Source organism: Roseovarius sp. (assembly GCF_018066915.1).
Taxonomy (GTDB): domain Bacteria; phylum Pseudomonadota; class Alphaproteobacteria; order Rhodobacterales; family Rhodobacteraceae; genus Roseovarius.
Map to the genome: position 1 here is coordinate 1 of NZ_JAGPVV010000345.1, position 7,144 is coordinate 7,144.

Genomic DNA, 7,144 nt, shown 5'->3' on the forward strand with positions numbered 1-7,144 from the left:
CGTGCGGCGCAATCCGGTATGGCCGCGGCGGGGCTGGGCGCGCTCTTGCTGACGACAGAGCCGGAAATCCGCTATTTCACCGGGTTTCTGACCCGGTTCTGGGAAAGCCCGAGCCGCCCGTGGTTTCTGATCTTGCCTGCCAAGGGCGATCCGGTGGCGGTGATCCCGTCGATTGGTGCGCCGCTCATGGCGCGGACGGGGCTGCGCGATATTCGCACCTGGGCGGCTCCTGATCCCGAGGATGATGGCGTGTCGCTCTTGGCCGAGACGCTGCGCGAGATTGGTGGGCCGGTGGGCGTGCCCTCTGGCCCCGAGAGCCATTTGCGCATGCCCTTGGCGGATTTCGAGCGGGTGAAACGGGAGAGTGCCCTCGTGTTTCGCGATGATGCCGGGATCATGGCGGGGCTGCGCGCGGTCAAATCCGAGGCGGAGATCGTCAAGATCGCGCATATCTGCGGGATTGCGGCGCGCGCCTTTGACCGGGTGGGCGAAATTGCACAGCCCGGTGTGCCGCTCAGCGCGGTCTTTCGCGATTTCCAGCGGCTCTTGCTGGAGGAAGGGGCGGATTGGGTGCCCTATATCGCCGGAGGCGCGGGGCCTTTGGGCTATGCCGATGTGATCTCGCCTGCGGGGGAGGTGCCGCTTGCGATGGGCGATGTGCTGATGCTCGACACGGGCGCGGTCTGGGATGGGTATTTCTGCGACTATGACCGGAATTTCGCCATAGGCCGCGCCACGGCAGAACAGAGCGCCGCGCATGCGCGGTTGATCGAGGCGACGCAGGCCGGGGAAGAGGCGGCGCGCGCGGGCGCGACCGCCTCGGACGTCTGGCAGGCGATGGCGCGGATCACGGGCAGCGATGAAACCTCGGGCCGACTGGGGCATGGTCTGGGCATGCAATTGACCGAAGGTCTGTCGCTCACGGCCAAGGATCATAGCATCCTCAAGCCCGGCATGGTGATCACGCTTGAGCCGGGCGTCGAACTCGCGCCGGGGTTGATCATGGTGCATGAGGAGAACATCGTGATCCGCGAGGGTAGGGCACAACGCCTGTCCCGTTTCGCGGCATCGAACCTGCCAGTGATCTGAGCGGCCTGCCTGAAATTGCGGCGCTGCGAAAAAAAAGGCCGAGCACTAAGCTCGGCCGAAGTCCAACAGGGAGGTATGAGGGTGACTGCCTTGCGGCTATCACCGTCACGATTGGCAAATAAGGGCGCAGTTCTGACCAATCAAGATTAAAATTGCCGCACATGCAGCATGCCCGCTATGCGGTTGGTGCATGACTGAAGCCGGGCTTGCCCGGAACCTCAGCTAACCGCCTGTTCCTTAACCGTTTTGCGGTAAGAGATGATCTCGTCCTGGACAAAATCGCGAAAGGCGGCAATCCGCTTGGAGTGGCGCAATTCCTCGGGATAGGCGAGAAACACCGGCACTTCGACCGATTGCACCTCGGGGAGAACGCGGACAAGCTGCGGAAAATCGCGAGTCAGGTAATCGGGCAGCACACCGATCCCCAGATCATTGAGCACGCCCTGAAGCACGCCAAAGTAGTTGTTGACGGTCAAAAGCGAAGAGATGTCATTGGTCATCAGTTCATTGACCAGCATCGCGCCTGCACCCACCTGCGCCGAGCGCGGGTTCTGACAGATCAGGCGATGCGCGCTCATGTCATCGAGCGAGGCAGGCTCGCCACGCGCGTCGAGATAGGATTGAGTGGCATAGAGGCACATATGCACGCTCATCAGCCGCTTGCGGATGAGGTCGGCCTGAGACGGTTCCTTCATGCGGATTGCGACATCGGCCTCGCGCATGGGCAGGTCAAGCACGCGCTCTTCAAGCATGAGGTCGATCTTGAGATCCGGGTATTTTTCATAGAGCTTCGGCAGGCGCGGGGCCAGCCAGAGGGTCCCGAAACCGGTGGTGGTGGTCACGCGCAGATCGCCGAATACCTCCTCTTCGCTGTCGCGAATGCGGGCGGTGGCAGCGTCGAGACGCTTCATCATCGCGCGGGTGGCATCGAACAGCAATTCCCCCTGTTCGGTGAGAATCAGCCCGCGCGCATGGCGGTGGAAAAGCGTGGCGTTGAGTGATTCCTCAAGGGCGCGCACCTGCCGGCTGACCGCCGATTGCGACAGGTGCAATTGCTCTCCGGCATGGGTGAGACTGCCCGCATCCGCAACGGCGTGAAATATTCTGAGCTTGTCCCAATCCATAACTTTCGCTTTCTTATGAAGCCGGCACCGATAACGTAATAGCAGATAATCATCCATCGCTTATAGGACAGGTGCGACATTTTCACAAAATTCTGCTTGGTAGGTCATAATTTATGACCTAATATTGCCCTATATTGAGGCATGGCCCTCAACCAAGGGAGGCACGCTATGACCACGCAAAAGGTAACGCTGAACGACCGGTTCGATCTCGAGAAATCGCCCGTCCTGCTCAATGGCACGCAGGCCCTCGTGCGGCTGATGCTGATGCAGGCGGCGCGGGATCGGGCAGCGGGGTTGAATACCGCCGGGTATGTGACGGGCTATCGCGGCTCGCCTCTTGGGGCGGTGGATCAGCAGATGCGGCGCGCGGAAAAGGTGCTGCGCACGGCGCAGGTGCGCTTTGAGGAAGGGCTCAACGAGGATCTGGCGGCGACCGCGCTCTGGGGATCGCAGCAAGCGGAATTGCGCGGCGAGGGCAAATATGACGGCGTTTTCGGTCTCTGGTATGGCAAGGGGCCGGGGGTGGACCGCTCTGGCGATGTGATGCGGCATGCCAATATGGCCGGCACGTCCAAACATGGCGGCGTGCTCATGGCGATGGGCGACGACCATACCGGCGAATCCTCGACCGTGCTGCATCAGAGCGAATGGGCGCTTGTGGATGCCTATATGCCTGTGGTCAGCCCGGCGGGCGTGCAGGAAATCCTCGATTATGGCATTTACGGCTATGCGCTCAGCCGCTTTGCCGGGGTCTGGGTCGGGCTCAAGACGATGAAGGACACGGTCGAGGCGACATCGGTCGTGGATGGCCGCCCGGACCGCGTGCAGCTTGTGACGCCCGATTTCCCGATGCCCGAGGGCGGGCTGAACATTCGCCTGATCGACACGCCACATGCGCAAGAGACGCGGATGATCGACTTCAAACGCTTTGCCGCCGAGGCGTTTTCCCGCGCGAATGGCATGGACAAGCGCATACTGGGCAAGCCGGGGGCCAAGATCGGCTTTGTTGCGGCGGGCAAGAACTGGCTTGATCTGGTGCATGCGCTCGATCTCTTGGGGGTTGATGCCGCAGAGGCGGAGCGGTTGGGGATCACGACCTACAAGGTGGGGCAGGTTTTTCCGCTCGACATGCAGGGGTTTCACGACTGGGCCGAAGGGCTCGATCTGATCGTGGTGGTCGAGGAAAAGCGCAAGCTGATCGAGGTGCAGATCAAAGAGGCGATTTTCGACGACCGGCGGGGGCGGCGCGTTTATGGCTGGTACAAGGGCGGCGCTGGCGGCATGCACCGCGAGGAATTGTTCCCGACACGCGGCGCGCTCGATCCGATCTGGATCGCGGAAAAGCTGGGCGACATCCTGATTGAAGAGGGGCGCGGCACCGACCGGATCAAGGCGGGGCTCGACGCGCTGAGCGAGGCGCGGCGCAATGACAACGCCACCGAGATTGCCAGCCGTCTGCCCTATTTCTGCTCGGGTTGCCCGCACAACACCTCGACCCGTCTGCCGGAAGGCGCGCGCGCCTATGCCGGGATCGGCTGTCACTACATGGTGCAGTGGATGGACCGGGAAACAACCGGCTTTACCCATATGGGCGGCGAGGGGGCGAACTGGATCGGTGAAGCACCGTTTTCGACGCGCAAGCATGTGTTTCAGAACCTGGGCGACGGCACCTATAACCATTCGGGCGTGCAGGCCATTCGCGCGGCCTTGGCCTCGGGCACGACGATCACCTATAAAATTCTCTACAATGATGCCGTGGCCATGACCGGCGGGCAGGCCAATGAAGGCGGGCTGAACGCGCCGCGCATTGCCGCCGAATTGCGCGCCATGGGGGTGCAGCATCTGGCGGTCGTCTATGACGAGAAAGAGGATGTTGACCTGAAGTCTTTCCCGCAAGGCATTGATTTTTCAGAACGATCCGACCTAATGGTAGTGCAGGAGCGGCTGGCAGAGATCGAGGGGGTCAGTGTCATCCTCTATATTCAGACCTGTGCCGCCGAAAAGCGCCGCCGGCGCAAGCGGGGCAAGTTCCCTGATCCCGACCGCCGTGTCTTCATCAATACCGATGTCTGCGAGGGCTGCGGCGATTGCGGGGTGCAATCCAATTGCGTGTCGATCGTGCCGGTGGAAACCGAACTCGGGCGCAAGCGGGCGATTGATCAATCAAGCTGCAACAAGGATTTTTCCTGTCTCAAGGGGTTTTGCCCGTCGTTTGTCACGCTGGAAGGCGCGAAAATCCGCAAGGACAGCACCGCTGATCTGACCCTGCCAGAGATGCCCGCGCCCGCACTTCCGGCGATTGACGGCACCTACAATGTGGTCATCACCGGCGTGGGCGGCACCGGGGTTGTGACCATTGGCGCCGTGATGGCACAGGCGGCGCAGATTGATGGCAAGGGGGCGGGCATGATGGAAATGGCCGGTCTCGCGCAAAAGGGCGGGGCGGTGCATATCCATTGCCGTCTGGCCGAAAATCCCGGCGATATCAGCGCCATTCGCGTGGCGACGGGGGAATGTGACGCGCTCATCGGCGGTGATCTGGTGGTCAGTGCGGGGGCCAAGACGCTCGGGCTGACGCGGGCTGGTCGCACCGGGGCGGTGGTCAACAGTCACGAGATCATCACCGGCGATTTCACCCGCAACACGGAATTCACCTTGCCCGCCGACCGGTTGCGTCTGGCGCTCGAGGCGCGGTTGCGCGACGCGGTGCAGATGTTCGACGCCTCTGATCTGGCCAAGAGCGTGATGGGCGATTCGATCTATTCCAACATGATGATCTTTGGCGCGGCGTGGCAGCGGGGGTTGATCCCGCTCAGCCATGCGGCGATTGCAGAGGCCATTCGCCTGAACGGGGCGGCGGTGGATGCCAACCTGCGCGCGTTCGAGGTGGGCCGTTGGGCGGCGCTTTATCCGGCGGAGGTCGAGAAACTGTTGACGCCCAAGGTGATTGCCAAGCCGAAAACGCTGGCCGAGCGTATCGCGTATCGCGAGGCGCATCTGACCGCCTATCAGGGCAAGCGGCTGGCGCGCCGTTACCGGCGCCTGCTCGACGGGATCACCGACGAGGGCGTCAGAGACGCGGTGGCGCAGGGCTATCACAAGCTCTTGGCCTACAAGGACGAATACGAGGTCGCGCGGCTGCATCTTGAGACTGCGGACAAGGCGCGGGCCGAGTTTGGCGGGGAGTTCACGCTGAAATTCCATCTCGCGCCGCCGATGCTGTCCAAAATGGGCAGCGACGGTCGGCCCAAGAAGCGCGAATTCGGCCCCGGCATCCTGCGGGCGTTCGGTCTCTTGGCGCGGCTCAAGGTGCTGCGCGGCACGCCGCTCGATCCCTTTGGCCGCACCGCCGAGCGGAAAATGGAGCGGGCGCTGATCAAGGAGTATGAGCGGGACATGACCGAAGTTCTGCCGTTGCTCAATGCCCGCACCCGCGACGCGATCATCCCTCTGGCGCTCTTGCCGCTGTCGATCCGGGGCTTTGGCCCGGTCAAGGAGGGTAACGCCGCCAAGGCCGCCACCCGGCGCACCGAGCTTTTGGCGGTGATCCGGTCGGGCGGGGCGGAAATGGCACAGGCGGCGGAATAGGCGTCACGAAACTGTCACCAGATCTGGTCACATCTGTCGCATAATCTTAACGAGACGCGACTCAGCCGAGGATCGCCCATGCGCCCAGATCGCCAGATTGCCCGTGACATTTCCTATTCCTATTCCGCTCAGACCAAGAGCGGGCGCGCGATGATCCGCACGATGGAAAACCTCACCGGGCGGATCGCGTTGATCAAGCGGGCGGCGGGCTATGAAGCGGAGGTGTTGCAGGGGCGCGATTTCTGGGAAGTGATCGTTGAACGCTATGGCCTTACCCTAGATGTGGTGGGCGGCAGTCTCTCGAATATCCCTCAAGAGGGGCCATTGGTACTGATTGCCAATCACCCGTATGGGATTCTTGACGGGTTGATGATGGGCCATATCCTCAGCCAGACGCGCGGCGATTTCCGCATTCTGGCGCATCAGATTTTCCGCAAGGCCGAGGATCTGAACAAGGTCATCCTGCCGATCAGCTTTGACGAGACGAAAGAGGCGGTCGCCCTCAACCTTGCCACGCGCAAGACCGCGCTTGATTATCTGGGGCAGGGCGGGGCCATTGGCATCTTTCCGGGCGGCACCGTCAGCACGGCGGCCAAGCCCTTTTCGCGCCCGATGGACCCCGGTTGGCGCGGCTTTACCGCCAAGATGATCGCCAAATCGCAGGCGTCCGTGGTGCCGGTCTATTTCGACGGGCATACCAGCCGCCTCTTTCAACTTGCCAGCCATCTGCATGTGACCCTGCGCATGGGTCTCTTGATCAAGGAATTCCGCAAGCGGATTGACACGCCCGTGCGCGTCGTGGTGGGCGATCCGATCCCGCGCAGCACCTTGGCGCAATATGCGGGCGACACAAAATCCCTCATGGCATTCCTGCGCGCCAAGACCTATGAATTGTCCCCAAGCCCGATTGTCGCCTCTGAAATCGGGTTCGAATTCGAGTAACGGCACTGGACGTGGGACATGGCGGTAGGGATTTTCGACAGCGGGCTGGGTGGCCTGACGGTGTGGGATGCGGTGAGCAAACGCTTGCCGGATGTGCCTTTTGTCTATCTCGGCGATAACGCCCATACGCCCTACGGCGTGCGCGATGCCGATGACATCTACAACCTGACCACCGCCTCGGTTGAGCGTTTGTTTGGGGCGGGCTGTGATCTGGTGATTCTGGCCTGCAACACCGCGTCGGCGGCGGCGCTGCGGCGGATGCAGGAATCCTGGGTGCCGCGTGACAAGCGGGTGCTGGGCGTTTTTGTGCCGCTGATCGAGGCGCTGACCGAGCGGCAATGGGGCGACAATTCCCCGCCCCGCGAGGTGGCGGTCAAGAACGTTGCGCTCTTTGCCACACC

4 protein-coding genes and 1 pseudogene are annotated in these 7,144 nt (G+C 62.2%); 4 read left to right on the forward strand and 1 reads right to left on the reverse strand.

Annotation, left to right across the window (positions count from 1 at the left end):
• The coding region (locus KBT70_RS19120; protein WP_296637886.1) for a M24 family metallopeptidase at positions 1 to 1,089 on the forward strand (1,089 nt) is incomplete at its 5' end.
• A 218-nt stretch (positions 1,090 to 1,307) separates the two neighbouring features.
• Here the strand turns inward: KBT70_RS19120 and KBT70_RS19125 are convergent.
• Positions 1,308 to 2,213, reverse strand: coding sequence for a LysR family transcriptional regulator (locus KBT70_RS19125; RefSeq protein WP_296637888.1), 906 nt, complete (start codon positions 2,211 to 2,213; stop codon positions 1,308 to 1,310).
• Positions 2,214 to 2,381: 168 nt separating this feature from the next.
• Between KBT70_RS19125 and KBT70_RS19130 the strand changes: the two genes are divergently transcribed.
• From KBT70_RS19130 to KBT70_RS19140, 3 genes and pseudogenes are all read left to right on the forward strand, one after another.
• On the forward strand, positions 2,382 to 5,801 hold the full coding sequence (locus KBT70_RS19130; protein WP_296637891.1) for an indolepyruvate ferredoxin oxidoreductase family protein: 3,420 nt from the start codon (positions 2,382 to 2,384) through the stop codon (positions 5,799 to 5,801).
• Positions 5,802 to 5,879: 78 nt separating this feature from the next.
• Entirely contained in the window at positions 5,880 to 6,743 is an 864-nt protein-coding gene (locus KBT70_RS19135; protein ID WP_296637892.1) for a lysophospholipid acyltransferase family protein, read from the forward strand.
• An 18-nt stretch (positions 6,744 to 6,761) separates the two neighbouring features.
• Positions 6,762 to 7,144: pseudogene (locus tag KBT70_RS19140) on the forward strand (glutamate racemase); the annotation flags it as partial.